17 protein-coding genes are annotated in these 26625 nt (G+C 72.5%); 5 read left to right on the top strand and 12 right to left on the bottom strand.

Translation table 11 applies throughout. The features are described from left to right. Positions 1–11: 11 nt before the first annotated feature. From ACFWBF_RS11915 to ACFWBF_RS11885, 7 genes are all read right to left on the bottom strand, one after another. On the bottom strand, positions 12–2144 hold the full coding sequence (locus tag ACFWBF_RS11915) for a hypothetical protein (protein ID WP_385599031.1): 2133 nt from the start codon (positions 2142–2144) through the stop codon (positions 12–14). Positions 2145–2162: 18 nt separating this feature from the next. Beyond that, on the bottom strand, positions 2163–2627 hold the full coding sequence (locus ACFWBF_RS11910) for a hypothetical protein (protein WP_385599028.1): 465 nt from the start codon (positions 2625–2627) through the stop codon (positions 2163–2165). A gap of 234 nt (positions 2628–2861) precedes the next feature. Continuing rightward, a complete protein-coding gene (locus ACFWBF_RS11905; protein WP_385599025.1) occupies positions 2862–3161 on the bottom strand; it encodes a WXG100 family type VII secretion target in 300 nt (99 codons plus the stop codon). A gap of 138 nt (positions 3162–3299) precedes the next feature. After that, positions 3300–3638, bottom strand: coding sequence for a hypothetical protein (locus ACFWBF_RS11900; protein ID WP_385599022.1), 339 nt, complete (start codon positions 3636–3638; stop codon positions 3300–3302). An 85-nt stretch (positions 3639–3723) separates the two neighbouring features. Beyond that, positions 3724–5184: a type VII secretion protein EccB gene (gene eccB / locus ACFWBF_RS11895; RefSeq protein WP_385599019.1), complete on the bottom strand. Its 1461-nt coding sequence runs from the start codon at positions 5182–5184 to the stop codon at positions 3724–3726. A gap of 45 nt (positions 5185–5229) precedes the next feature. Further along, a complete protein-coding gene (gene eccD, locus ACFWBF_RS11890; RefSeq protein ID WP_385599017.1) occupies positions 5230–6573 on the bottom strand; it encodes a type VII secretion integral membrane protein EccD in 1344 nt (447 codons plus the stop codon). Between the two features lie 172 nt (positions 6574–6745). Continuing rightward, positions 6746–7162, bottom strand: coding sequence for a hypothetical protein (locus ACFWBF_RS11885; RefSeq protein ID WP_385599014.1), 417 nt, complete (start codon positions 7160–7162; stop codon positions 6746–6748). 153 nt (positions 7163–7315) lie between these two features. On the opposite strand from ACFWBF_RS11885, the gene eccCa reads away from it, so the two are divergent. Together eccCa and ACFWBF_RS11875 are read left to right on the top strand one after the other, a co-directional pair. Continuing rightward, positions 7316–11311 carry a type VII secretion protein EccCa gene (eccCa, locus tag ACFWBF_RS11880; RefSeq protein WP_385599011.1) on the top strand — a complete coding sequence of 1332 codons (3996 nt, stop codon included), beginning with the start codon at positions 7316–7318 and terminating at the stop codon, positions 11309–11311. Between the two features lie 46 nt (positions 11312–11357). Then, positions 11358–13682, top strand: coding sequence for a hypothetical protein (locus tag ACFWBF_RS11875; RefSeq protein ID WP_385599009.1), 2325 nt, complete (start codon positions 11358–11360; stop codon positions 13680–13682). Between the two features lie 42 nt (positions 13683–13724). Here the strand turns inward: ACFWBF_RS11875 and ACFWBF_RS11870 are convergent, their stop codons facing one another. Next, positions 13725–14720, bottom strand: coding sequence for a MinD/ParA family protein (locus ACFWBF_RS11870; protein ID WP_385599006.1), 996 nt, complete (start codon positions 14718–14720; stop codon positions 13725–13727). A 406-nt stretch (positions 14721–15126) separates the two neighbouring features. Between ACFWBF_RS11870 and ACFWBF_RS11865 the strand changes: the two genes are divergently transcribed. Beyond that, complete coding sequence (locus tag ACFWBF_RS11865; RefSeq protein WP_385599004.1) at positions 15127–17949, top strand: BTAD domain-containing putative transcriptional regulator; 2823 nt, start codon at positions 15127–15129, stop codon at positions 17947–17949. Positions 17950–18006: 57 nt separating this feature from the next. Here the strand turns inward: ACFWBF_RS11865 and ACFWBF_RS11860 are convergent, their stop codons facing one another. The 4 genes from ACFWBF_RS11860 to ACFWBF_RS11845 form a co-directional block, all read right to left on the bottom strand. Further along, complete coding sequence (locus ACFWBF_RS11860) at positions 18007–19551, bottom strand: glycoside hydrolase family 31 protein (RefSeq protein ID WP_385599001.1); 1545 nt, start codon at positions 19549–19551, stop codon at positions 18007–18009. Between the two features lie 121 nt (positions 19552–19672). Continuing rightward, positions 19673–21022, bottom strand: a complete 1350-nt coding sequence (locus ACFWBF_RS11855) for an ABC transporter substrate-binding protein (RefSeq protein WP_385598998.1) — start codon at positions 21020–21022, stop codon at positions 19673–19675. Positions 21023–21061: 39 nt separating this feature from the next. Beyond that, positions 21062–21880, bottom strand: a complete 819-nt coding sequence (locus ACFWBF_RS11850) for a carbohydrate ABC transporter permease (RefSeq protein ID WP_385599090.1) — start codon at positions 21878–21880, stop codon at positions 21062–21064. 155 nt (positions 21881–22035) lie between these two features. Then, a complete protein-coding gene (locus tag ACFWBF_RS11845; RefSeq protein ID WP_385598995.1) occupies positions 22036–22920 on the bottom strand; it encodes a carbohydrate ABC transporter permease in 885 nt (294 codons plus the stop codon). Positions 22921–23329: 409 nt separating this feature from the next. On the opposite strand from ACFWBF_RS11845, the gene ACFWBF_RS11840 reads away from it, so the two are divergent. Continuing rightward, complete coding sequence (locus ACFWBF_RS11840; RefSeq protein WP_385599087.1) at positions 23330–24313, top strand: LacI family DNA-binding transcriptional regulator; 984 nt, start codon at positions 23330–23332, stop codon at positions 24311–24313. 202 nt (positions 24314–24515) lie between these two features. Next, entirely contained in the window at positions 24516–26612 is a 2097-nt protein-coding gene (locus tag ACFWBF_RS11835; RefSeq protein ID WP_385598992.1) for a beta-galactosidase, read from the top strand. The last annotated feature ends 13 nt before the right edge of the window (positions 26613–26625 follow it).

Here is a 26625-nt window from a genome sequence, read left to right as displayed (position 1 = left end):
GGTTCGTACGGTCATCGGCCGATGACTCCGCTGACGGTCCCGGTGTCGGTGCCCCAGGTGTCCTCGTCCTCGGAGAGCCAGGTGGTGCGCTGGCGGTCCTTCTGGCCGGCGGCTCCGCCCGCACCGGCGCCCGCACCGGCGCCGCCCATCGGCGGCATCATCGGCCCGCTCTGGGTCTGCTGCTGGGTGGCCAACTGCCTCGCCGCGTCCTCGGCGGCGGTGGCCTTGGCCCGGTCGGCCTCCGTGCCGGGGGGCGCCGCGGCGTTGGCCGCCTGCAGGGCCCGGTCGCTGACCATGGAGGGGGAGGCCAGGAGCGGTCCGGCGGAGCCGGCGCCCTTGCCTGCGGTGCCCCCGCCCGAGGAGGCTCCGAGGCCGGAGAGGGCTCCGGAGCCGGACAGGCCGAGGGGATCGCGCCCGCCGGACAGCAGGGAGGACTGCGAGCTGGTCGGCGGCTTCAGGCCGCCGCGGGAGTCGAGCAGCGCGTGCTCGGTGTCGGTGAGCAGCTGGGACGAGCGGTCGATGGGGCGGCCCTTGGCGTCGACGAGTATGCCGTCGTGGTTGACGCTCGCGCCCTTCGGGAGGACGTACGGGTTGCCGTTGGAGTCGAGCAGCGGCTTGCCCTGGGCGTCGACCAGTACGCCGTCGGGGTTGACCTTCGCGCCCTCGGGCACCTTGATCCGGTCGAGCAGCGAGGGGTCGATGCCGCCGTTCGGGTTGGTTGCGGGGTGCTCTTTGAGCTTGGCGCCGGGCGGCGCCACGAGGGGCTTGCCGTCCTTGCCGAGGACGAGGTTCCCCTTGGAGTCCCGGATCTTGCCGTCCTTGCCGATGACGGACCCGACCGGCACCGCGATCGGCTTGTGGTCCTTGCCGAGGACCGGCTTGCCGTTCTTGTCGAGGAGGTCCGCCGTACCGCTGCCGGGCAGGCCGGTGCCCGGGTGCGGTATCGGGGGGCCGGGAAGGGGGACCGGGGGCTTGATGCCGCCCTTCTTGTCGCCCCCGCCCTTTCCGCCGCCCTTCGAGTCGCCACCGCCGCCGAGCTTCAGATCGCCGCCGGGCGGGGGGATCTTCTGGTCGCCGCCGCCGCCCTTCTCGTCGCCGCCGCCCGTTCCGCCGTCGCCGATCCCGCCGCCAGGACCCGGCACCGGCCCGCCCGCGCCGGATGCCTGGGGCAGGCCGAGGTTGGGCTGGGTGACCCCGCGCCCCAGGGCGCCGGCGAGCTCGGTGTACTTCGCGTCGAGGGTTTCGTAGACACTGTGGGCCAGGAGGTCCATCGAGTACCGGGTCGGCCCCCGATCGGTAAGGGTCAGCACCTCGGCGCTCAGGCCCGCCAGCCAGTAGTCCTTGGCGGTCCGCTCCACCTTCTCCCAGAAGGGGTCTTGGTCGATGTTCAGCCCGGCGGCGGTGACGGTGCCGTCCTTCGCCCTCTTCAAATCGACCAGGTGCTCGGTGAGGGACTTCTTCAGTACTTGAGTCGCGCCGCTGTCAGGGGTGGCGAACCATTTGGCCTCCACCTCCATCATTTCGAAGTGGGCCTGCCGCAGCATCGCCCCCGCGAGACCGAGCTGTTCCGCGAACTGATAGGGGTGCCGGAGGTCGGTCTGGATGTGGGTGAGACCCAGGGCGATGGTGGCGAGGTACTTCTTGAACTCACCTGCCGCGCTGCCCCGCCAGTTGTCCCCGGTCTCGCCGAGCTCGGCGATCCAGCCCAGGAGTCCGGTCTTCGGGTCGAGCGACTTCTCCAGCAGGTCCGCGACCCCCCGCAGCGCCCGGGCGGCGCCGTCGAAAGTCGCGGCATTGACGTTCTCGTTCTTCTGCGTCTTGTTCAGTTCTTCCAGGTGGGCGTAGACCCCGGTGCGGTAGAGGTTGTAGGGCTGCGTGCTGTCGTTGAACATGGTCCAGTTCATCCGCAGCCCGACCAGACTTCCCTGACTCGACCCCTCGTACGTGAGGTAGCTGAAGACGTCGAGTGGTGGGCTGTTCTCGGCGGCCCCCTTCTTGGCGCCCGCCGCGGTCGCGTCGCGGAGGGTGACCTTCACGTGTTTGTCGATCCACTTCGGCGAGCCCGGCCCCGCCACGTCGTTGCGCGTCTTCACGGAGTCGGTCTTGGGCAGGAAGAGGGGTATGACTTCGTCCCAGTTGGGCATCGCGCGGTGCCTTTCTCGTCAGCTCTGGGAATCCGCGGGCGGGTTGCCGCTCGTGGGGGGCTTCGAGTGCTGTTGCACCTGCGTAAGCACCTCCCACATCTCGGCGGCGCTCAGCGCCTCGTCGTCCGCGTTCTGCAAGAGCAGCCGGATGTCGTGCAGCGTGACGTACGAGCCGTGCGCGGCGGCGGAGATGATGGCGAACGCGCTCACCAACTGCTTGGCGTAGGCCTTGAAGTTCGTCTGCAACTGCTCGGCACTCGGCAGGCGCACGGTGTTGCCCGGCAGCAGCTTGCCGTCGTTCCCGATCATCGACCCGTTCTGCCAGTTGTTCCGCAGGAGGAGGAGATGGGGATCGCCCTCCAGCAGGGACATGTACGGGGCGATCTTCTTCTCGGCGAAGTCGAGGAGGTACTTGTCGGTGATCTTGAGGTCGTTGCCGTCGCTCGATCCCTCGTCACCGTCGGGCTTCGGTTCCTTCACCATGGCTGCTCCTTCGTCGGGGTGCCGGCAGCGGGGGCGGGCCCAGCCGTGCGTCCGTCGTCATCAGGAGGAACGGGCCGCCCCGGAGCGGGGGTTCACGCGCCGGTGAAAGCGCGGACCCGGCCTGCTGGGGGAAGCGAGGCCGGGTCCGCGTCGGCACTTCCGGAAGGGGGGAACCTCCGGTCGTGCCGGTCTGTGGGGCGGGCGTCCGCCGTGTCGGGCAGGTCGCCCGCCGGGTCAGGTACGGCCGCCGGGGAACAGGGCGGCGCTCCGCTTGTCGGCGTTCCTGATGGTCAGGTGCATGTCCGCCAGCTTGTCGGCGCCGGTGTCGAACTCCTGGGACATCGCGGTGTCCAGCTGGTGCACGGTCGTGACGAAGTCCTGGAACGCGGCGGCGGCCGCGCCCTTGAACTTGTCCTTGACCGTGGAGAGCTCGGTGACGAGCATCTCCAGGTTGGAGTGCATCTGCTTGGCCGCCGCCTTCATGTCCTCGTTGGCCTCGGCGAGCGCGTTGTGATTGATGTCTATGTCTGCCACGGGAGCGGGGCCTTTCTCTGGGATCCGGTGAGCGGGTGCGCGAATTCGGACGGAGGAACGAGTGCCGCTGGTGCTGTGGCCGGAAAGGTTTGCCGGGCGCCGCGACTCGGTGAACCTTTCCGGTCACAGAACTAGGCGTCAGCCGTTCAGCGCGTCGAATATCGGGCCGCCCCAGTTGCCTCCCGTGGCGTGCGCCTCGTCCTCGGCCTGGGTGAGGAACTTCTGGGCACCCTGGGTCGAATCGATCAGCGTCTGGTACTTCTGCATGATCGTGTCGTAGCCGATGATCCACTCCTCGACCTTGCGGAGGAACGCCTTCGCCGACTCGGCCTGGTAGTTCCACCCGACCCGCTCCATCACCTCGTCCACCTTGGACCGGGCGTTCATCATCTGGACCAGGTAGCCGTCCAGGTGCTGGATGGTGTTGAGGATGACCTGGTCCGAAGTGACCAACTGCTCTTCGGGGCTGGCTGTCACGTGTTCTCCTGGGTCGTTTCCGGGGCGGCCGGCGAGGTGGTGTGGGGCCTCCACCGGATGTAACGGGGCTCCCCCCGCCCAGGGTTCATCCCGGCTTCCGCGCCGAGCAGGGCGGGGCCGGGACGGCGCTCACCACGCCGCCCGCGGCCAGCGCCTGCGGGTCCAGGCTCGGACCCGTGGGCAGCAGCTTCAGCAGGCCCGCGGGCACGCCCACGGTGCGGGCGGCGCCGTAGCCGAGCCGCTTCGCGGCGTCCGCGGACGGCAGCGGGTACTTCACCCCGCTGTCCGTCACCAGGTAGGCGGTGCCGCCCGTACCGGCCCCGGACAGGGCCGTGACGAGCGCTCCGCCACCGGGCCTGACCATGATCCGGTCGGCGTCCGCACAGGTCGGATCGACCCCGGGCTGTACCGCCGGCGGCGCTCCCGCCACGGCCGCGGTGTTCGCCAGCGTCACCAGGGTCGCTGGCCCGGAGGCCCCCGGCCGCAGCCCCGCGCAGACGCTCTGGTGCCGGGCCGGGGCGCGGAGCTGTGGGGGTTCGGCCGGCAGGGCCGTACCCGCGGCGGGGCTCGTGGGCGTGGCCGTGGCCGGATGGGCGGCGAGGTCCGCGGCTCCCACCGGGGTGGCGGCCGCCGGAGCGCCGGCGTACGCCTCCCGCTGGGTGCGCGGATCGCCCCGCAGCAGCTCGAACTCCGTCCGCGTGAGCGCCCTGAGGCCCTCCCGCGCCAGTACGTAGTACTCGCCGCCGGGCCCGGTGAACAGCTGCCCGGTCGTCGTCGGGTGCCCGGCGAGTACGGGCCCGGTCCCGCCGCGCCCGGGTACGTCGGCCGCCGCCAGATCGGGCCCGGCCGGCAGGGTGTTGAGGAAGGACGCGGCGACGGTGAACGGCGCGGCGGAGCCGTAGCCGAGCGCGGAGAGCGCCCCGTTGCGGGTGTCCAGCCGGAGCCGCTGCCCCTGCCACAACAGGTACCGCTCGCCGTCGGGTGTGGCGACCAGCACTCCCTGGCCGTCCGTCAACGGGGTGCCCTGGGCGGCCATCGCGACGGCGAGCGCGATCTGGGGCGCGGCCGGTCCGGAAGCGGGCTGCGGCAGACCGCAGGCGAGCCAGCCCTCCGCCGACAGGTCCCCGGCGGCCGGCAGGCCGTCCGGGGCGCCCACGATGCCCACCGGTGCGCCCCGCGGGGCGCCCTTGAGCGACTTCTCGCTCACCTCGGCGAACTGCATCTTCTCGCCGGCCAGGAGCCGGGCGCTCGACTGGTTGAGCACCGGGTGCAGTTCACCGCCGAGGAACAGGTACCGCGCCCCCGTCTTCTTGACCACGACCAGGGTCCCGGGCTTGCGCCAGCCGGTCGCGCCGCCGGGCGAGATCACCCCGTACAGGCCCACGACCACGGCGATGGCGATGGCGACGTACAGACCCGTCCGGATGCCCCGGTTCGTCCGGCCGGTCGGCGTGTCCGGTGCGTCGGGCTCGGCCCGCAGCATGCCGGCCCCGAGGCGACCCATGACGAACAGGTGCGCCTGGACCTGGTCGCGCCTGGACTGCATCCCAACTCCTTCTGAAGAAAGCCGAATTCGTGATGCGGCGGCAGGTCAGCCGGCGGCCGAGCGGATCATCTGGAAGATCCCGGCCACGGTCAGCGCCAAGGGCAGCAGGCTCAGCGCCGTCAGGCTGTGCGCGAGGTCGGCGATCCGCCCCCAGTAGGGCAGCAGCCGACGGCCCGGCACCGTCCACGACACGACGGCGAGTGCGCCGGCCACCGCCACCAGCGCGGAGAGCAGCAGGAGCCGCCCCTCGGGAGCGAGGCCCGCCGCGAAGCCGGCCGTCAGCAGCGCGAGACCGTGGACGCCGGGCAGCAGCAGCGCCAAGCGCTGCGGCACGCTGCCGACCGTACGGGCGTGCAGCAGGAGCAGCGCGGACAGGGCCGCGGTCAGGGCGGCCGGGGCCCAGCCGCTCAGGCCCGCGACCAGGGTCAGGCACCCCGCGCACGCGGCGCCGACGACGACGTGGAACGCGGTGAGGAAGCCGTCGGCCACCGCACTGCGGGCCAGCACGTCGGCGGCCGGGAAGGGCTCGATGTTCTCCTGGAGCTCCTCGGCGTTACGGGGGAGCGCGGGAAGCCGTAGCCCGGACATCCGGAACGAGAGGCTGGGTGCGAAGGCGCCGAACGCCACGACGACCACCGCGGCCAGGGCCGCGGTGTGGCCGAGCGGCAGACCGGCCAGCGCGATGGTGCCGGCCGCCATGCCGAGCGCCGCGGTCACCGCCACCCCGAGGAACAGCGGGGCCGAGCAGCCCACCGCCGCGAGCGCCAGTACGGCGCAGCCCGCGGCCGCGGAGCTTCCGGCGAGCAACCGCGCCGCCGTCGGATCGCCACCGGCGGCGGGCAGCAGGGCTCCGGCGAGAGCCAGGTACGGCACGGCCGCCGCTCCCAGCGCGGTTCCCGCCCCGGCGTCACCCACCGCACGGGAGGCGCTGCCCGCGCAGAGCAGCAGCAGCATCCCGACGGTGGCGGCCGACGTGATCCGCAGCTCGTGCGGTCCGGGGAGGGCCAGCAGGGCGATTCCGCCGGCCAGGGCGAGGAGGGCGAGAGCGAGCGCGAGGTGGTGGGTCAGCGCGGGCCGCCAGGAGTCGCCGCGGTCGCGCAGGCCGGTGGCGATCCCGTCCACGAGGTCGTCGAAGTGGACGAGCGGCATCGTGTCGCGACGGTGGCGCAGGTGGAGCGCTTCCCCGTCCTTGAGCCCGAGGGCCTCGGCGGTGAGTTCCTCGTCGAGCGGCTCGGCCCCCAGTCGCTGGAGCACCCAGCCGCCCGCCTCGACGGCCTCCTCGGCCAGCTCGTCGCCAAAGAACCCGACGACGGTCGGCAGCAGGTCGGCCAAGGGCACATCGGAGGGCACGGACAGCTCGACCACCTTCAGCGGTCCGTGGAACCTCAATCGGCAAAGCCCTGCCACCGCGCCACCGCTCACTGCCCGCCCGCCCTTCCCCACCGGCACGTCCGCGTGCCGGAATACCGTCATCGGCGAGAACGGCCGGGACGGGGCGCCGGGTTCACCGGGCGCGTCGGCCGGTCGGCAGCGGGTCAGAGCGGAGCGGAGCCGCCCGGGGTCAGTTTTCCCCGCGCAGGGCGGCCACCAGCCACCGCACCCCGTCCTCGCCGTACCGGTCGAGCAGGAGCGCCACCCAGGACGCCACGTCCAGCCGCTCCGCGGCCGTCCACCGCGCGGCGGAGGGATGCTCGTCGACCACCAGGGCCTGGGCCAGCAGCCGCAGTTCGGCGAAACCCGCCGCGGACAGGGAGGACCGGCCCAGGAGGGCGGAGAGGCCGCCCCGGGCGGAGGGGAGGCCGAGCAGCCCGCGTACGGCCCCGGCCACTGCCGCCGCGTCGCCCGGGGGCACGTCGAGGCCGGTGCACCCGGAGGCGTCCCCGGGCTCGGCGGAGTGCGTCGGCGCGGTCGCCGCCAGCCAGCCGCGCAGGGTCCGACCGACCTCTTCGGTGTCCTTGTTCCCGCTCACCGGATCCACCGGGCTCTCCTGTCGTCTGGACGCACCTGCGCGCACCCTATCGATCGCCCCGCCCGGCGGCGGAGCGCCGTCGGCGACTGAACCTCGGCCCGTGCCGGGCACGTTCCCCGGAGGGACGGACCGCACGGCCGTCCGGAAGTGAGGAGCCTCCCGTTGAGCGTGGTGCCAGTCAGCCGGCCGGCCCGGCGTCCCGGTCCCGAGATGCCGGAGGGCGAGCTCCAGTTGCAGGAGCCCCCCGTTCTGCCGGAGAAGCAGAGCAGCGCGTCGAACATGATCACCATGGTGCCGATGGCCCTCAGCTCGCTGTCCATGGTCTTCGTGTTCCTGCGCCCCAACGGCGGCATCATGACGTACGTGGCGATGGGCACCATGGTGCTCTCCGCCGTCGGCATGCTCGTCACCCAGATCATCCGGGGCAACAGCGACCGCAAGGTTCAGCTGATCGGGGAGCGGCGCGACTACCTGCGCTACCTCGGCCAGATGCGCCGCCAGGTCCGCAAGGACATCGGTAAACAGCAGGAAGCCCTCGCCTGGCGCAATCCCGGACCGCAGGAGCTGGCCTCCCTCGTGCGCACCTCCCGGCTCTGGGAACGCCGCGCCTCGCACCCCGACTTCAGTGACGTGCGCATCGCGGTCGGCGCGCAGCGCCTCGCCGTGCGCCTCGCACCGCTCGCCACCAAACCGGTCGAGGACCTCGAACCGCTCGCCGCCCACGCGCTGCGCCGCTTCATCCACGCGTACGGCACCGTCGACGGCCAGCCCATAGCCATCCACCTGCGCGGTTTCGCGCAGGTGATGCTGCGCTGCGAGGAGCCCGAGGGCGAGGAGCGCACCCGTTCGCTGGTCCGCGCCGTCCTGGCCCAACTGGCGACCCTGCACGCCCCCGACGAACTGCGCATCGCCGTGGTCACCGCCCCCGACCGCCGAGCGCACTGGGACTGGACCAAGTGGCTCCCGCACGCCCTGCATCCCGTCGAGACCGACGGCGCAGGTCCCCTGCGACTGGTCGCCGCCACCATCGGTGAGGTCGAGCAACTGCTCGGAGAGGAGTTCTCGGCCCGCCCGCCTTACGAGCCCGACGCGACCCCCGGCCGCGACGAGCCGTACACGGTCATCGTGCTCGACGGCGCCCAGGTGGCCGGTCCGCACCGCGCGGTGCTCGCCGGATACCGCAACGCCACCCTCATCGACCTCGCCGGCGCACTGGAGTGGAAGCACTCCCGGGTCACGCTGCGGCTGCGGATCACCGACGGAAACCTGGAGATGGTCGGCGCGGACCGCAACCGCAAGGACGAGGTCACCGTCCTCGGCCGCCCCGACGCCATGTCTCTCGCCGCGGCCCGCCGACTCGCAACGCTCCTGGCCCCCTACCGGCTGGGCGACTCCGTCGACGCCGGGGAACCGCTGGCCGCCGACTTCGACCTGACCTCGCTCCTCGGCATCCACGACCTGCACACCTTCGACGTCCAGCAGCAGTGGGCACAGCGCAACCAGTCGAACAAACTGCGCGTCCCCCTCGGCGTCGGCGCCGACGGCACCCCCGTGGCCCTGGACATCAAGGAATCCGCCCAGGGCGGCATGGGACCGCACGGGATGCTCATCGGCGCGACGGGATCCGGGAAGTCCGAACTCCTGCGCACCCTGGTCCTCGCGCTGGCCCTCACCCACTCCTCGGAGATCCTCAACTTCGTTCTCGTCGACTTCAAGGGAGGCGCCACCTTCCTCGGCCTGGACAAGCTGCCCCACACCTCGGCGGTCATCACGAACCTCGCCGACGAGGCGGCTCTCGTGGATCGCATGCGCGATGCCCTGCACGGCGAGATGATGCGCCGGCAGGAACTGCTGCGCGCGGCCGGGAACTACTCCTCGCTGCTCGAATACGAGACGGCGCGGGCCGCGGGCACCCCGCTCGACCCCATGCCCACCCTGTTCGTCGTGGTCGACGAGTTCTCCGAACTCCTCTCCGCCCACCGCGACTTCATGGACCTGTTCGTGATGATCGGCCGCCTCGGCCGCTCGCTCGGCGTCCACCTGCTGCTCGCCTCGCAGCGCCTGGACGAGGGCCGCGTGCACGCCCTGGAGTCACACCTCTCCTACCGCATCGGCCTGCGCACCTTCTCCGCCATGGAGAGCCGGGGCGTGCTCGGCGTGCCCGACGCCTACCAACTGCCCTCGCAGCCCGGCAACGGCTTCCTGCGCAGCGACATCTCCACCCTGAGCCGCTTCAAGGCCGCGTACGTCTCGGGTGCGTACAAGCCGAAGCGACGCGCGGGCCGGCTGGCGGCCCTCACCGGCCAGGTGGTCGAGCACAGCACCGAGTACGTCGCCCCGCCCCCGCTGCCCGAGGTCGAAGAACCCTCCCAGGAGGAGCCCGAGGAGGTCCGGGCGCTCCTCGACATCGCCACGGAGCGGCTCTACGACGCCGGACCGCCCGCCTACCAGGTGTGGCTGCCGCCGCTCGACGTACCGCCCACGCTCGACGAGCTGCTGCCGCCCTTGGCCCCCGACCCGCGGTACGGACTGACCGTGGAGAGCGGTTCCGCACGCGGCACCCTGAAGGTGCCGGTCGGGCTGATCGACCGGCCCTTCCAGCAGATGCGCGACCTGCTCATGGTCGACCTGTCGGGCGCGGGCGGCCACATGGGCGTCGCGGGCGCCCCGCAGAGCGGCAAGTCGACCCTGATCCGGACCGTGATGGCCAGCCTCGCCCTCACCCACACCCCGGCCGAAGTGCAGTTCTACTGCCTGGACTTCGGGGGCGGCGCGCTCACCTCACTGCGCGGGCTGCCCCACGTGGGCGGCGTCGCCGGCCGGCACGATCCCGAGCGGGTGAACCGGACCGTCACCGAGATCGACGGCATCATCGCGCGCCGCGAGCGGTACTTCGCGGAAGAAGCCGTCGACTCCGTCGTCTCCTTCCGCCGCCGCAAAGCCGCCGGTGAGTTCGCCGACGACCCGTACGGCGACGTCTTCCTGGTGGTGGACGGCTGGAACACGCTGCGCCAGGAATTCCCGGACCTGGTCCAGCGGCTCACCCTGATCTCGCAGCGCGGCCTCAACTACGGCATCCACCTGATCATCGGAACCACCCGCTGGGGCGAGGTGACCAGCGGCCTGCGCGACCAGTTGCAGACGCGACTCGAACTGCGGCTCGGCGACCCGATCGACTCGGTGGTCAACATGCGCGCCGCCGCCAAGGTCCCGCAGATCCCCGGCCGCGGCCTGACCGCAGACGAGATGCACTTCCTCGCCGCCCTGCCGCGGATGGACGGCCGCGGCACCTCCGGCGACCTGAGCGAGGGAGTGGCCGACCTCGCCGACCTGGTCGCCGACCACTGGACGGGCGCCCGCGCCCCCGCCGTACGGATGCTTCCGCTGCTCCTCGGCGCGGCCGAACTCCCGCCTCCGCGCGGTGCGTTGCAGATCCCGCTGGGTCTGGAGGACCAGCAGATCCAGCCGCTGTGGCACGACTTCGAGCAGGATCCGCACCTGATCGTGGTCGGTGACAGCGAGTCCGGCAAGACGAACCTGCTCAAGCTGATCACCACGCAGATCATGAGCGCCTACACCCCGGCCCAGGCCCGCATCATGCTCGTGGACTTCCGCCGCGAGCTCTACGAGACGGTGCCCGAGACCCATCGGCTCGGCTACGCGGTCGCCGCGGACGCACTGCGGCAGATGGTCGACGGCGCCGCGAAGGCCATGGTCAACCGGGTGCCGTCGGCGGACATCCCGCCGAGCCGGCTGCGCCTGCGGGACTGGTGGCAGGGGCCGGAACTGTTCATCGTCGTCGACGACTACGAGCTGATCGGCAGTTCGGGAACCCACCCCTTCGCGCCGGTCCTCGACTACCTCGCGCAGGGCACCGAGATCGGCCTGCACCTCATCGTCGCCCGCTCGGCCAACAACGCCGGACGCGGGCTGGTCGACCCGCTCATGCGCAAGCTCCAAGAGGTCAACACCCCTGCGCTGCTGCTGTCCTGCCCGCCGTCGGAAGGCATTCTCTTCGGCAACGTCAAGCCGAAGGTGCTTCCCGCCGGGCGCGGCCTGCACATCACCCGGCGCCGCACGGTCCAGGTCCAGACGGGCCTGTACGCGGCGGCCGACGGGGACGGTGATGGTGATGGCGATGGCGGCAGTGGCGAATGACGGCGGCGGAGGCGCCGGGGACGAACAGACGGAACGGAACCAACCCATGAGCGCAGGCACCAGCACCCGCGGAACCCCGGGCCCGCCGCCCGGCCGCCCGGGCGGATCCGAACTCCGCCCCCTCGGCGTGCACTTCGTCATAGCCCCCGCCGACGCGGACGACGGCCCGCTGGCGGCTGCCCTGGCAGGGCTGCGGCCGGCCCCGGACGCCCTGCTCGTGCTGGCCGCCGCGGCCGACGCCGCGCCAGTGCTGCGCGGCTCCCTCGCGCGGCTGGCCGGCCTCGCGCGGGAGCGCGGTGCCTCGGCCCTGGCCCTGGCGGCTTCGGGCCTGGCGGTGTCGGCAGGGGACGGGCCCCGCCCGGCCGCGGCGCTCGCCCGGACCGCCGGGCTCCCCGTGATCGCACCCGACGGTCTGGTCTCGGTCGAGCCCGACGGCGGGCTGCGCGTGACGGCGGCCGGTAGCGCGGGGTGCGGCTCGTGGTGGCTGATCGACCCCGCCGGGGAGGCGAAGGACCTCGGCCCGTCCTGGCCGCCGAACGCGCGGGCCGAACCCCGCGCGACGGAGGAGGCAGAAGAGGAGAAGGCGGCGGAGGAGGAGGAGGCGGGGGAGCGGGGGCCCGTGTGTCCGGATGCCGACCCGATCGGCCAGGGATTCTGGCTGGCCGCGCCCGGACGTCCGGACCGGGCGTGCGGCCTGGCCGCCGCCGACCCCGGCACGCTGGTGCTCGTCGTCGGCTCACCGCAGGAGCCGCACCTGCCCGCCGCCGAGCTCCTGCGTCGGGTCGCGGCCCTGGACCTGGCGTCCTCGGGGCTGCTGCTCAGCGCCCCCTGGGCCGGACCCGCCGCACTGGCCGAGATGGCCGCCGCGCTGGCCGGCCACTTCGGCCAGGACGTACGGGCCGCCGTGGGCCTGCCCGTGCGGGGCGCGGACCACTGCACCACCACCTTCCTGGACACCGACGGCCGCCCCACGTGGGAGCCCGTCGTCGCCGAGCTCACCGCCTCGGCGGACCTGGGCCGCGTCGTCGCCTCGGGCTGGCACGGCCTCCATCCGCTGCCCCCGGCGGGGCCCGCCGTCTTCGGTGCCTGGGACGGCTGGGTACTGGAAGCCGTACCGGCCGGGTTGTGGCTGCGCCGCGAGGCTGCGCCGCAGGACGACGAACCCCGCATGCGCCCGGCCGCGTACCACCGGCCGCACCTGATCGTCGGGGAGCCGGGACGGGAGCTGGGCGGCGAGGTCTGGGACCATCTCGACGAGGTGCTCGCCGCCCTGCCCGCACTCGGCGGCGAGCCCTTCGGGCTGGTGCTGGCCGGCAGGGGGGACGAGGACGCGGAGGCCGTCGGGCGGTTCCTCTGCCGACGGCACCCGGTGGAGTGGATCAGCGCCGAGCCTTCCCCCGTGACCCCGGGCCCGACGGCCACCGGCGGCGACGCGCCACCTGCCCCGGCGGCGCCGGAACCGAAACCGGCACCTCTACCGGCCCCGGTAGCGGCCCCGGTTCCGGTACGGGAGCCCGTAGGCGGACCGGTCGCGGTGGCAGCGCCGGAGGCGGGCCCGGTGTCCGTGCGTCCGGGTCCCGGGCCCGCACCGGCGGCCTCCCCCGGCGTCAGCGGCGACGGGGACCGCGACGGGATGAAGGTCCTGCTGGGCAAGCGGTACCACCTCATCGCCAGCAAGGCCGAGATGGTGGCGGTCAAGCTGCCGGGCCTGCGTTCCTCGCAGGGGGACGACCTCAAGCCCGACCTGGTGGCGGTGCTGGTGCACCAGGCCGACAGCGGTGACCCCGCCACCCGCGCGGAACTGGTCGCCGCGGCCCGGGCCGCAACCAGCGGACCTCTCGCCCCGTACCTGCGCTGCCTCGGCTCGGGCCTGAGGAGGCTGCCGAGTCACCACGGGGCCGTCCTGGTCGGCGCGTCGGCGCAGCGGACCGAGCTCGGCGCCTACCGTCCCGGCAGGGTCGTGGCGGAGCCCGCCCCGGTCTCCGGCGTGGTGGCGCGGGACGTCGAACTGGGGGCGTCCGTCGAGTTCGGGATCTGGTCGACCACCGGACGCCGCACCGCCGCCTTCGCCTCGACCACGGCCGAACCGGAGGTCGTCTTCGCTCCGGGCACCCGCTACTCGGTGCTCGCGGTACTCCCCGGCGACGACGGGACCGGCCGGCCCGCCCGGGTCCTGCTGCGCGAGGTCTCCTTCGCCGAGGCCGAGACCATGACACCCGACGCGGGCGGCGCCGCCGGCCTGCGGGACCAGCAGGCTCGCGACAGGCTCACCGCGTGGTTCGAAAGCCGCGACCGGATCCCGCCCGAGGCCCGCCGCGCCGTCGAGGCCGAGCGATTCCACCTCGGCGCGGGAGTGGCGGCCTTCCACTGAACTCCCGCTGCCCGGTTCGGCCCGGCCCGGCCCGGATGGCCGTCACTGAGGCCGGGCGAAGCCCTCGGCGACCAGGGCGGCCAGTTCGAGGTGGGCCGCCCGCGTCCTGCGGCGCAGCGCTTCGGGGTTCAACTCGCTTCCGGCCGCCAGGTGTTCGTCGTAGGGAACGATCACCACGCCGCGGCAGCGGGTCGCGAAGTGAGCCACCAGCTCATCGGCGCGGACCGTCGGTCCGGGCACCCGGACACCCGAGAACACGGTGACGCAGCGGCGCGCCCGCTCCTGGAACCCGTGCTCCTCCAGCCAGTTGAGCGCCGTGCCCGCGCTGGTGGCGCCGTCCACGCCGGGCGTGGCGACGAGGACCAACTGGTGGGCCAGTTCCAGCACTCCGGGCAGCGGGCTGTCGGACAGCCCGGCGCCGGCGTCGGTGAGGACGAGCGGGTACCGGCGGCCCAGCAGGTCCATGACCCCGCGGTACTCCCGGTCGTCGAAGGGCCGGGAGGCCGCCGGGCCCGGGCCGTCGGCCAGTACCTCCAGGCCGCCCGGCATCCGCGAGGTGTACGCGCGGATGTCGGTGTACGTGTGCAGCCGCGGCAGTTCGGTGACCAGGCGGCGTACGGTCGCACCGGTCTCCCGCCCGACCCGGCGGCCGAGGGCGAGGGCGCCCGGGGCGGCGTCGGCGTCCACCGCGATGACCCGGTCGGCGCGTTCCGCCGCGAGTACGGAGCCCAGTACGGCCGCGGTGGTCGTCCTGCCGGATCCGGCCCCGAGGCCGATCACCGCGATCCGGTGGCAGCCGCGGAGCGGGGTGGTGCGTACGGTCCGCAGCCGGTCCGGGTCGTCCCGCGAGCCGAGCAGGCCGCCGAGCCGGCGCAGGCCGCGGCGCGGCTCCGGGACCGATGCACCCGAGGACGGCTCGGCCGTGTCGCCGGCGCCCGGGGCAGCCGCGGTCGACCCCTCGGGCGGTACCGGCACCGGCACCGGCACCGGCACCGAGGACGGCTGCTGCGCCGACGACGGCAGCACCGAAGGCGGCACAGGCGCAGACGTGACCTCCCGCGCCCGCCCGGTGGTCGCCCGCGCCACCGTCCCGTATGCGGGTGCGAGCGCCCACCCCGGATCGTCCTGCCCACCCAACCGGTACATCCGGGACGGCCCGGCGCCCGCAGCGCCGCCCCCGTCCGTCCCTCCGCTCTCCTCGCCCCGGGCCACCACAGCGTTCTCCCCTCGGCACCGTCGCGCCGATGGCGACCGGTACCCGGAGGAACGGCCGGCTCCGCCCGCCGGGTTCAGGCGGCCCGGCGGGACGGGGTGGGCGGGGGAGGACCGGGGCACTCCGCAGGCCTCGTAGGATTGTCGTTCCAGAGTGCGATATTCCGGGCCTGGCCGCCGACTCGGCCGCACCCCCGGCGCTCGGTGTTTGCGAGACAAGGGGGGTCTGGCGTTGGAGTTCCGATTGCTGGGCGGGGTGTGCGCGGTCGCCGGGGCGAGCGAACTGCCGCTCGGGGCTGCCAAGCGGCGCAGTGTGCTCGCCGTGCTGCTCCTGAGGGCCAATGCGGCCGTCCCGATGGAGCAACTGATCGACGCGCTCTGGGACGAGGAGCCGCCCGCGCATGCCCGTACCGTCATCCAGGGACACGTGTCACGGCTGCGGGCGCTGCTCGCCGGAGCCGGTGACTGCGGCGTGCGCCTGGTCACGCAGGGCCCCTCGTACGTGTTCGAGATGCCGAAGGAACTGCTGGACGCCCACCGCTTCGAGGAACTGGCCCGGCTCGCAAAGCACCGCAAGCGGCCCGCCGAGGCGGTCGCCACGCTGCGCGAAGCGCTCGCCCTGTGGCGCGGGCCGGCGCTGACCGGAACGGTCCGCAGCGCCTCGCTGCTCGCCGCCGCGCACGCGTTGGAGGAAACCCGGCTGCTCGTCGTCGAGGACCTGGCCGACGCCTACGGGCGGCTCGGCGACCGCGCCGGAGCCGCTGCCGTACTGCAGGCCGAGGCGGTGGCGCACCCGCTGCGCGAGTCCCTGGCGGCGTCCCTGATGCTCGCCCTGTACCAGGCGGGCCGCCAGTCCGACGCGCTCGACTGGTACCACCGCACCCGAGGTCTGCTCGCCGACGAACTGGGCATCGACCCGGGCCCGGCACTGCGCGGCGCCTACGAGGCGATCCTGCGCGGCGAGCCCTCGATCCAGCCGTCGCCCCCCGGCACCCTTGTCCGGGCGGACCGGGCCGGGACGGTCCTCGTACGCGCGGACCCGGTGCCGCAGGCCACGGCGGACCGGGCTGCGTCGGAAGGCGCCCAGGTGTCCACCGGGCCGCGCCCGGTGACGGACGGCCCCGTTCCGCGCCTGCTGCCGCGCGGGGTGCGCGGCTTCCTGGGCAGGGAGACGGAACTGCTGGAGATCGACCGGAGCGTACGGGACGGGGCCATCGCGCTCGTGATCGGCCCGGCCGGGGTCGGCAAGACCGCACTCGCGCTCCAATGGGCGCACGGCGGGCAGGCGCGCTACCAGGACGGAACGCTGTTCGCCGATCTGCGCGGCTTCGGCGGCGCCCAGGTCGAACCGGTGGAGATCGTACGGGAGTTCCTGCTCGCCCTCGGGGTGCCCGCGCGCCGGATGCCCGAGTCCGCGGCCGCCGCCTTCGCCCTGTACCGCACGCTCACCGAGGAACGCGAGCTCCTCGTCGTCCTCGACAACGCCCGCCGGGCGGACCAGGTCCGCTCCCTGCTGCCCGCCGGGCCGGGCTCGGCCGTGCTCGTCACCTCACGGCTGCGCCTCGGCGGGTTGATCGTCGAAGAGCTGGCCCGGCCCGTGCAGGTCGACGTGCTCGGGCCGGAGCCCGCCACCGCGCTGCTCGCCGTCGCGGTCGGCGGCGGCCGGGTGGCGGCCGAACCCGCCGCCGCGGCCGAACTCGCGCAGTTGTGCGACGGGCTGCCGCTGGCGCTGCGCATCACGGCGGCCCAGTTGGCGGCCCGGCCGCGCTGGCGGCTCGCGGACCTGGCCGCCGAACTGGCCAATGAGCAACGCCGGCTCGCCCTGCTCTCCCTGGACGATTTCGAGGACGCGGGCGTCGCCGCGGCGCTTCGGCTCACGGTGCAGGGTCTGCCCCAGGACGCGCTGCGGCTCTTCGCCCAGCTCGGGGTGCTGCCGGGGCCCGACCTGGACCGGGGCGCCGCCGCCGCGCTCCTCGACCGGAGCCCCGCCGTTGCCGCGGAGGCGCTCGACCGGCTCGCGGGCGCGCACCTGATCACCGAGTACGCCCCCGGCCGCTACTCCCTGCACGACCTGGTCCGGCTCTACGCGCGGGGGCTCCGCGCCGACGAAGGCGCGCTGCTGCGGCTGCTCGATTCCTACACGGTCACCGCGCTCGCGGCGTCCGCGGCCGCCGAGCCCGACGACAAGCCCTGCTGCGTACTGCCCGCGGACTTCCACGCCCCCTCCTCGGTACGGGAGTTCGACAGCCGCGAGGCCGCCTTCGAGTGGTACGCGGCCCAGCAGGACAACCTGGCCGCGGCGGTGGCGGCGGCCCGGGCCGCGGGCCACGACGAGCGGGCCTGGCGGCTGGCCGTCCTGCAATGGCCGCACGTCGTGTGGCACGTCCGCGACGGCTGGGTGCCGATGCTCGAACAGGCCCTGGAAGCGACCAGGCGGCTGGACGATCCCGACGCGGAGTCCCGGGTCCGGGCGCTCCTCGGCTGGGTGCTGACGCGGGAGGGACGGCTGTCGGAGGCGCTCGTCGAGCTGGAGCTCGCGCCCGCCCTCGCCGCCCGCGCGCAGGATCCGTCGAGCGAGGCGACCGCCCTGGTCAACCTGGCCGTGGCGCTCGACCGCAACGGGGTCACCGACGTATCCCTGCGGCACGTGAGCCGCGCGGTCGAACTGGCCCGTGAGGCCCAGGACATCTTCACCGAGCTTCTCGCGCTGCACCATCGCACCCGCCAGCTCCTGGTCCGGGGGGACGCGGTGGCGGCCGAGCGGTGCACGGCGTACGCGCTGACCTTGGGCGGCGCGGGAACGCCGACGGGTCTGATCGCGCTGAGGCAGACACTGCTGCGGCTCGGCCGGGGCGAGGCGCTCAGGGCCCTGGGCGAGCGGGAAGCGGCCGAGGTCGTGGTCCGCCGCGCCCTGACGGACGCCGTACGACAGGGCTTCAAGGAGGCGGTCACGAGCGCGAGGTCCCAGCTCGGCGCGCTCACGGCATTGACGGCCGACGCGGGAGCGGGAGTGGAAGCGGGAGTGGGAGTGGCGCGGCAACGCTCCTCTGCCTGACGGGCCGGCCCCCGGGCACGGTTCGGCGCCTGCGCGACGACCGCGCCCGGCGGCGCTTCACCCCTTCGGCGCGGCGGTGCGCCGCAGATACGGCAGCCGGGCCAACGGTGCGTCGATCCACACCGTCGCCGGGCCGACGTAGGACCGGCCGTCGTCGGCCAGCCACGTGCCCGGCGGGATGAGGACCTCGCGCCCGTCCGCTCCCTTGGCCACCACCGGAGCCACCATCAGGGTGTCGCCCAGCATGAACTGGTCGGTGACCGTCGCATAGCCCTGGTGGGGGAAGGCCCATTCCAGGGGGCGCTGGATCGGTTCGCCCGTGGCCGCGGCATGCGCGGCGAGGGCGAGTATCTCCGGTGCGATCTCGGTGTGGAGGGCGGCGGCCGCGCGGACGATGGCGAGGTTTTCGGGGGAGAGCACCCGCCACGGGGCCATGGAGAACTGCATCATGGGGAACAGCGCGGCGATCTGGGCGTAGCGGACGAACAGTTCCTCGTCGAAACCCTCGCCGCCCTCGCCCGGGACGAAGCGGAACTCACCGCCGCCGATCATGTCCGGGCAGGTGAACGCATGGCCGGTCAGGGCCTGGGCCAGGGCGTTGGGGATCAGGCTGGACAGCCCGAAGCGGCCCTCCCACAGGTGGTACTTGTCCTGCTGGCGCTGCGCGAGCGGCAGGCCGGCCGCCCGCCACGCGTCACGGAACTCGTTGAGCGGCCAGTCGATGCCGAAGCGGTTCCACGCGTGGGTGTACGCCTCCGGGTCCGCGCATCCGAGCGAGCGCCACCAGGGCGCGTCGCCGCCGTCGAACTTGAACCCGTCGATGTCGATGTCGTCCCGCAGGGCTTCCAGGCGGCTGGAGAGCCACGCCCGTGCCCGGGGGTCGAGCAGATCGAGGCCGGCGCTCCAGCCGTTCCACCACGAAGCGACCTTGGCCCGTCCGTCCGCGCCGGCAGCGGTGTCGCGGACCAGCAGGCCCAGGTCGTTCAGCTGTCGCGCGGTGGGGGAGTCCGGGGTCACGTAGGGCACGAGCCACAGCATCACCTTGAAGCCCAGCTGGTGGAGCCGGGAGACCATGGCCGCCGGATCGGGGAAGCGGCCGGGATGGAAGGTCCAGTCCCCGTAGTCGTTGCTCCACCGGTCGTCGATCATCAGCACGCCGGGCGGGAAGCCTTCCGCGAGCAGTCGCTCCGCGTACGCCAGCACCTTCGCCTGAGTCGGCTCGAACACCGTCTCGATCCACAGGTTGTACTGCGGTGCGCCGAAGAGCAGCGGGTCCGGCATCGTGCCGGACGGAGGGTAGTGGCGGGTGACCGCGTGGCGGTAGGCCCCGCGCAGATCGCCGTGCCCCTCGCCGTATTCGAGGACCGCGTCCGGTTCGTGGGTGTGCGCGGTCAGCCGGCCGTCGGAGATCGTGAAGCTGAAGGTGCGCTCGCTGTGCACCCAGCGGCCGCGGTCGGAGAGCAGGATCGGCATGCCCTGGTTGGCCAGTACGTCCTGCAGGTCGAAGGTGTAGCCGTCGGGGTAGGGCATGTGCCGCCCTTCGGCGACCGCCCCGCCCCACCAGCGTTCGCCGTCGAGGAGGGGGAGTTCGAGTGTCGTCATACCGGTGGGCTTCTCCTCGTGAGCGCGCCTGGTGGATGAAATCGGTGTGGCGGACGAGCGGGCCGCGGGGACCGAGGTCCCGGCGGCCCGCCTGCCGAAGGAAGGACGGGACCGCCACGGGCTACTTGACGGTGAAACCCTGTTCCTTGCCGTAGACCTTCAGGCGCTCCTGCCAGGTGGCCAGTGCGCCGGGCAGGTTGCCGCCGGGCTGAAGGGCCTGGCCGACGGAGTCCTTGAAGACGCTGTTCGCGTACACCTGGAACGGCAGGTACTGCCAGCCGGGCCGCACTGCCTTCGACATGTCGGCGAAGACCTCGTTCGGCTTGCTGCCGGGGAAGAACGGCACCTCGGCGCCGCGGAAGCCGGGGTTTTCCAGCAGCGCCTTGGTCGCGGGGAACAGGCCGACTTCGGAGTTCAGTGACGTGACGGCCTCGGGGTCGGAGTTGAGCCACTGGGCGAAGGCGACCGAGGCCGCCTTGTTCTTCGCCTGGGTGGTGACCGCGACCGACGAGCCGCCGTTCTCCGCGCTGACACCGCCCGGCATGGGGGCGACCGACCACTGGCCCTTGCTCTGCGGGATGTTCTGCTCCAGCACCGCGGGCGCCCAGGCGCCGGCCAGCCAGGTCGCGTACTTTCCGGCGGCCATCGACTTCCACCACTCGTCGTTCCAGCTCGCGGTGGAGTCGACCAGCTTGTTCTCGATCAGCGGGCCCCAGGTGTCGGCGTAGGCCTTGGCGCCGGGGTCGTCCTTGAGGTCGACGGCGACGTCCGTGGTGCCGTTGACGGCGTACGGCTTGCCGCCGAAGTCCCAGATCAGGCTGTTGGACGTGCCCGCGTCGCCCGGGTCGACGTAGGTGAGCTGGACGGTCGGATCCGCGTCGTGGATCTTCTTGGCCAGGGCGCCGTACTCCTCCCACGTGCGCGGCGGCGTCGCACCGAACCGGTCGAGGATGTCCTTGCGGTAGAACATCGCCATCGGGCCGGTGTCCTGGGGTATGCCGTAGATCCCGCCCGCGACGCTGACCTGGGACCAGGCCGAGTCGGCGAACTTGTCCTTCAGGTCGGCCGCGCCGTAGTCGGCGAGGTTGACCAGCGATTTCGAAATCGCGAACTGGGGGAGTGCGAAGTACTCGATCTGCGCGACGTCGGGGGCGCCCGTGCCCGCCTTGAGCGTGGTGGTCAGCTTGGTGTACTCGTCCTTGGAGCGGCCCGCGTTGACGAGGTTGACCTTGACCTTCGGGTACTTCTTCTCGAACAGTGCGACCGTCTTGTCGATGTTCGGGACCCAGGACCAGAAGGTGATCTCGGCGGGCTTGTCCAGTGCGGCCTGCACGGTCGCGGCATCGGCCTTCTGGGCGTCGTCGGAGGTGCCGGAGCCGCCGCCGCACGCGGTGAGGGAGAGGGCGAGGGTCGCGACGGTGGCCGTGGTGAGCGTGCGGGTGAGGGCCGGCAGTCGCAGGGATCTGCTCATTTCGAATCCTTTCGATGGGGGCGTGGAGAGGGGGGTGGACTACTGCTTGACGCCGCCGGCGGCCAGCCCCGACTGCCAGAACCGCTGGAGGAAGAGGAACGCGACGATCAGCGGGACGATCGCCAGCAGGCTGCCGGTGATCACGAGGGGGAGGATCGGGATGGCACCGGCGCCGGCGCCGCCCTGGGCGAGCGAATCCCACTGCCGCAGCCCCACCGTGAGCGGGAACAGGTCCGGGTCGTTGAGCACGATCAGCGGCAGGAAGTAGTTGTTCCAGGTGGCGACGAGGGTGAACAGCAGCACGGTGACGAAACCGGGAGCCAGCAGGCGCATCGCGATGGTGAGGAAGATCCGCAGTTCCCCGGCGCCGTCGATGCGGGCGGCCTCCAGCATCGCGTCCGGAACGGCCTCGGTCGCGTACACCCGCATCAGGTAGAGGCCGAAGGGGCTGGCGAGGGAGGGCAGGAGGACCGCCCATGGTGTGTTGACGATGCCCATGTCGCTGAAGAGCAGGTACGTCGGGACCGCGAGTGCGGACGCCGGGATCGAGATCGCCCCGATGACCAGGGCGGAGAGCGCCCGTCGGCCCGCGAACTCGAACTTGGCCAGGGCGTACCCGCCCATCGTCGCGAAGACCGAGGCTCCGCCCGCGCCGACCACCGAGTAGAGCAGGGTGTTGCCGAACCAGCGCAGGTAGATCCCGCCGTCGTAGGTGAAGACGTCCCGGATGTTGTCGAACAGGTGGAAGCCGTCCCCGAACCACAGGCCGGGCGAGTCGAACAGGGTCTGGTTGGACTTCGTCGCGCTGATGGCGAGCCAGAGCAAGGGGATCAGCGTGTACGCGAGCATCAGGCCCATCGCCACGGTCAACGTGGTGGACCTGCCCGGACGGCGCCGGCGCGGGCGGCCTCGGGGGCCCCGGCGTCGGGTCGGGGTCCGGGTCCGGGTCCGGCCAGGTGCTTTCCCGGTGAGAGCCCCGGCGGACCCGCTGACGGTCTCGGGCACGGTGGCGCTCACAGCATGTGCTCCCTTCGGGCGGTCACGCGCTGGACCGCGTACGCGACGATCACGGTCACCAGGCCGAGCAGCACCGCGACGGCGGCCGAGTAGTTGAACTGGCGCCCGTCGAAGGCGAGGCTGAAGGCGTACATGTTGGGCGTGTAGTTCGTGGTGATGGCGGCCGGCGCCAGGGACTGCAGGACGCTCGGCTCGTTGAAGAGCTGGAAGCTGCCGATCACCGAGAACGTCGTGGCCATCAGCAGGGCCGGGCGCAGGGCCGGCAGCTTGATGCTGAACGCCTTGCGGAAGGCCCCGGCGCCGTCGACCTCGGCCGCCTCGTACAGCTCCTCGGGGATGGACCGCAGGGCGGCGTAGAAGATCAGCATGTTGTAGCCGACGTACGACCACGTGACGATGTTGCCGATCGACGCGAGCATCCAGTTCCCGGAGAGCAGGTCGGGCAACTCGGTGTGCAAGAGGTCGCCGATCTCCCCGGCCAGGCCGAAGCGGTCGCCGTACAGGTAGCCCCACATCAGTGCCGCGACCACACCGGGGACGGCGTAGGGCACGAAGATGCCGATGCGGAACAGACCCGGGGCGCGCAGCCGCCCGCTGTCGATCGCGAGTGCGGCCACGAGGGCGAGGCCGAGCATGAGGGGTACCTGGATCGCGAAGAAGAGCGCGACCCGTCCGAGGCCGGCATGGAACAGGTTGTCCTCGAACGCCTTGGTGTAGTTGTCCAGCCCGGTGAAGACCCTCCCGCCGATCATGCGCTCCTGATAGAGGCTCAGGTTGACGGAGTAGATCAGCGGGGCGACGACTCCGATGGTGAAGACGCAGAGGAACGGCAGCAGGAACGCATGGGCGGTGAGGTTGCGCCGAACAGCGCCGCGTTTCACCGCAGTCCCCGGCGGCGGCGGTCGGCGACGTCTCCATCGCCGACCGGGGCTTGGTCGACTCTCACGGGTAAGACCTCCGATGCATGTTAGCGCCAACACGGTGGCGCGGTTCGGAAGTGTGTCGAGAGCTGTCAGCGACTGTCAATAGTTTTGACCGAGTCTTCTGTCGCCTCGTCAATTACCGTGGAACACAAGGGTTGTCGCGAGCTCAAAATGTGACGACAGAACTACCCGTCCACCCGAAGCCACTCGTCAGCCTGTTGACCAATGCGCCATGTTCGCGCAAACATGATGAGGGCCAGGAAACGCCTGGGCATCACCGTGCGAGAGGAGCTGCACCATGGCGAAGGATGGGCAGCGGCCGCGCAAGCCCCGTTCCCCGGCCGCGGATCGCCCCAGGCCCCCGTCGATGGCGGACGTCGCGGCCATGGCGGGGGTCTCGGCGCAGACCGTCTCCCGGGTGGTCAACGCGACCGCCCGGGTCGACGAGGTCACTCGCGACCGGGTCGTCCGGGCCGTACGCATGCTCGGGTACCGCCCCAACACCGCCGCCCGGGCGCTCGCCACCGGCAAGTTCCGGATGATCGGCGTCATCAGCTTCGACCTCACGGCACACGGGAACGCCCGCACGTTGGAGTCGATCGTCTCCGCCGTGCAGTCCACCGAGTACTCGGTCAACGTCGTCGTACCGCAGGCGCAGACCCAGGAGGCGGTACTGGAAGCGTTCCGGCGGCTGAGCGGTCATGCGGTCGACGGGGTCATCGTGAACGAGGCGCAGATCCTGACCGGTTCGCTGATGCTCCCCTTCGGGCTTCCGGTCGTGGTCGTCGACGGCGGCGACGACCACCGCTACCCCGGCGTCCACACCGACCACGCGGCCGGTGCGGAGATCGCCGTCAACCACCTGCTGGGCCTCGGCCACCCCACGGTGTGGCACCTGGCCGGCCCGCAGGACTCCCATCCCGCGCGCCGACGCGCCGAGGCTTGGCAGCGGGCGCTCCAGGCGGCGGGCGCTGCGGTCCCGCCGGTCGTCCACGGCGACTGGAGCGCCGACAGCGGTTACCGGGCGGGGCGGGAACTCGCCGCCCGGCCGGAGGTCACCGCGGTGTTCGCGGCCAACGATCAGATGGCGCTCGGGATGGTCCGTGCGCTGCGCGACGCGGGGCGCTCGGTTCCCGAGGACGTGAGCGTGATCGGGTTCGACAACATCGCCGAATCCGCCCACTTCCTCCCGCCGTTGACCACCATCGACCAGGACCTCTCCCGGGTCGGCGCGGCCTGCGTGGACCGACTCCTGAGCCAGATCGAAGACGCTCCGTCGGCGGACTCGTCCGTCGTGTCGGTCATGCCGACCCTGGTGGAGCGCGACAGCACGGCGCCGCCGCGGGTCTGAGCGGGGCCACGCGCGGCCACGGACCGGGTCGCCCTGGCCCGTCCCGGCCCGCCCCGGACCGGCCCGCCCTGGCGGCCCAGTCCGGTCCGGCCCGGCATGTCGTGGGGCCTGCGCCTGGCCGCGCATGTTGGCGCAAACATGGCCACCGGCATGCCGCACACGAGACGTAATGCCTCCCGAAGTACCTGAAGGGGTATGGAAGATGAACTCTCCGGCACAAGACCGTGCCCGAGCCCTCGGCGCCCGACTGGGCGGCCTCGGATTCGGCGGCGACTACAACCCCGAGCAGTGGGACAAGGCCACCCGCGCCGAAGACCTGCGCCTGATGAACGAGGCGGGCGTCAACCTCGTCAACCTCGCCATCTTCGCCTGGGCCCGGGTCGAACCCGCCCGCGACGCCTATGACTTCGGCTTCTTCGACACCGTCATGGACGACCTGGCCGCCCACGGCATCACCGCCGACCTGGCCACCATGACCGCGTCCCCACCCCCGTGGCTCGCCGTCGAGCACCCCGAGATCCTGCCGGTCACCGCCTCCGGCGGGATCCTGTCCCCAGGGGGCCGCCAGCACTTCTGTCCGTCCAGCCCGGTCTTCCGCGACCGCGCCGTCCGCCTGGTCGAAGCCGTCGCCACGCACTACCGCGATCACCCGGCGCTGGGCCTGTGGCACGTCGGCAACGAGTACGGAATCCATGTCGCCGAATGCTTCTGCGACACCTCCGCCGCCGACTTCCGACGCTGGCTGACGGCCCGGTACGGCGACGTGGACGCACTCAACGACGCGTGGTCCACCGACTTCTGGTCGCAGCGCTACACCTCCTTCGACCAGGTCCTGCCCCCGCGCGCCGCACCCACCTACCCCAACCCCTCCCAGCAGCTCGACTTCAAACGGTTCAGCAGCGACGCACTGCGCACGTGCTTCACCCTCGAACGCGACGTGCTGCGCCGCATCACCCCCGACGTTCCCGTGACCACGAACTTCCTCGCCGGTCACAAGGCGGTGGACGTCCGTGCGTGGGCACCCGAGATGGACGTCCTCGCCCTCGACAGCTACCCGGACCCGCACTGGGATGCGGCGCACATCGGCGCGGCCCTGTCGTACGACATCCTGCGGGGTGCCGGCGGGGGGAAGCCGTGGCTGCTGACCGAGCAGGCCCCGTCCGCCGTCAACTGGCGGGGCCGCAACGGGGGCAAGAGCCCCGGCCGGATGCGCCTCTGGAGCTGGCAGGCCGTCGCGCAGGGCGCGGACGCCGTCATGTACTTCCAGTGGAGGCAGTCCCGCGGCGGAGCGGAGAAGTTCCACTCCGGCATGGTCCCGCACGCGGGGCCCGGGACCCGGGTGCACGCGGAGGTGCGCGAGCTGGGCCGCGAACTGGCCCTGGTGCCCGAGCTGGCCGGCACGCGTATCCGCAACGAGGTCGCGATCGTGTTCGACTGGGAAAACTGGTGGGCGCTCGAACTCGACTCGCACCCCTCGGACGGCGTGCGCTGCCTCGACCGCGTCCTCGACCACTACGCCCCCCTGTTCGAAGCGGGCGTCGGCATCGACGTCGTCCATCCCTCCGCGGACCTCTCGCCGTACAAGCTGCTGGTGCTGCCCAGCCATTACCTGCTGTCGGCTGAGAACGCCGGGCGGATACGCGCCTTCGTGGCGGACGGCGGCTCCCTCCTCGCGTCGTTCTTCACCGGGATCGTCGACGAGCACGACCGCGTGCACACGGGTGGCCATCCGGCCCCGCTGGACGACGTACTGGGCGTACGGGTCGAGGAGTTCTGGCCCGCCGCCGTCGATGAGGCGGTCGCGCTCCGAACCCCGGATGCGGATACGGATGCGGACGCCCCGGTGCCCGCGCCGGCTTCGCTGTGGCGCGAGGACGTGAAGCTCACCGGCGCCCGCGCCGAGCTCCTCTTCGCCGGCCCCGACTGGGACGACCGCCCGGCCGTCACGGTGCACACCCACGGTCGGGGGACCGCCCGTTACATCGCGACCCGGCCCGACCCCGTCACGATGCGGGCCGCCGTCGACCGCTCACTCGCCGAGGCGGGAGTCGCCCCCGTTCTGCCCGGTCTGCACGCCGGCATCCAGGCGACGATCCGCCGCGGCGCGGATCACGACGTCCTCATCCTGCTCAACCACACCGAGGACACCCATGAGGTGACCCTGCCGACCGACCGCCGAGACCTCCTCGACGATCACAGGCCTCTCGTCCGCAGGATCGCCCTCGAACCGCGGGGCGTCGCCGTCCTCGGCAGCGCCGTACCCTCTTCCACCCCCCAGGTCCCTCGGAGGACACCGTGAGAAGACCCCTGGT

It is taken from the genome of Streptomyces sp. NPDC060028, from assembly GCF_042736725.1.
Taxonomy (GTDB): Bacteria; Actinomycetota; Actinomycetes; order Streptomycetales; family Streptomycetaceae; genus Streptomyces.
The sequence above is the reverse complement of the archived record's forward strand: the minus strand, read 5'-3'. Positions and strand labels throughout refer to the sequence as shown.